This is a genomic window from Paenibacillus sp. NRS-1781, from assembly GCF_050467745.1.
Lineage (GTDB): Bacteria > Bacillota > Bacilli > Paenibacillales > Paenibacillaceae > Paenibacillus > Paenibacillus terrae_A.
Genome location: NZ_JBITPI010000075.1, coordinates 1 through 1,205, shown reverse-complemented (window position 1 = coordinate 1,205; position 1,205 = coordinate 1). Strand labels below are relative to the sequence as shown.

Here is a 1,205-nt window from a genome sequence, read left to right as displayed (position 1 = left end):
AAACACGATGTCACCAAGCTTGCTCGAATTTTTAATTGGGTAACTAATCAAGGGAATCGGCTTCATCGTGGGATGATACTCATTTCGGAAGGGGCGATCAAATTGCCATAAGGTTGTCTGCTTCCGATCACTGTTCCAATAGTGTCGACTTGTCGGCTTCCAACCGTACAATACGGGTTCGTGCATCCAGTGATATTGAGAATGACCGAGTACCATGGCTTGCTTTGCCCAGATACAGCATTGTGCTAGTTTGAATCCAGCTTCGATAAATGCCTTCCTAAAATTCAAGCCCTCACTATCAGCATGGAATACATAGATACTTGCTCCGTCATCAGCTACTTCATACATTTGAGTATAGGCAGCCAATAGGAAATCATAAAACTGGTGATTGTCCATCTTATCGTTCTCAATTTTCAATGCATCTTTGGTCTTACCTGTATAGTCCACGTTATAGGGTGGATCAGTTACAATGAGCTGAGCCTTCTTGCCATCCATCAATGTTGCGATATCCTGCGGATTAGTTGAGTCTCCACAGATGAGCCTATGCTTCCCAAGCAGCCAGATGTCACCTTTACGAGTGATCGGATGCTCAGACAATGCTTCTTCTACATCGAAATCATCTTCCTCATCCACTGTTTCTTCGTGCAATGTATCCAATAGACGCTCACACTCGCTCATATCAAATCCAGTTAGAGAAAGATCATAATCAGCCAGTTTTAATTCTTCCATTTCCTGCGCCAACATTTCAAATTTCCAATCTGCATACTCAGCCGTTTTGTTATCGGCTATTCTGAAAGCTTTGACCTGTTCTGGTGTTAAATCATCTACCAGTATTGTTGGTACTTCCTTTAATCCAAGCTTCTTGGCTGCTAACAAACGAGTATGACCTGCTATGATTTCATTGTTACTATCAATTAAAATTGGATTCTTAAATCCATAACTCTGAATACTGGTTGCTACATAATCTACAGCTTTCTCATTATTTCTGGCGTTTTTTATGTACGGAATTAGAGTTTCTACGTTTACAAATTTGATTTCCAATCCACTTGATCCCCCTTTCTACCTTCATTTTTAAAAAGGCTGCAATCCACATCCAGGTGAAAAACACACCAATTGCAGTGACAACTCGTAATATTTCTATGATTATTGCTTGTAAAATTAATAGCAATCTTGTTGCTCCTCTCTAAATCGAGTAGGAGGCTACC

General features: G+C 40.4%; 1 protein-coding gene. It reads right to left on the bottom strand.

From position 1 onward, the window contains the following. Positions 1-1,041: DNA modification methylase (locus ACIFO6_RS22730; RefSeq protein WP_430044162.1), on the bottom strand; the 1,041-nt coding region annotated here is incomplete at its 3' end. Positions 1,042-1,205 lie beyond the last annotated feature (164 nt).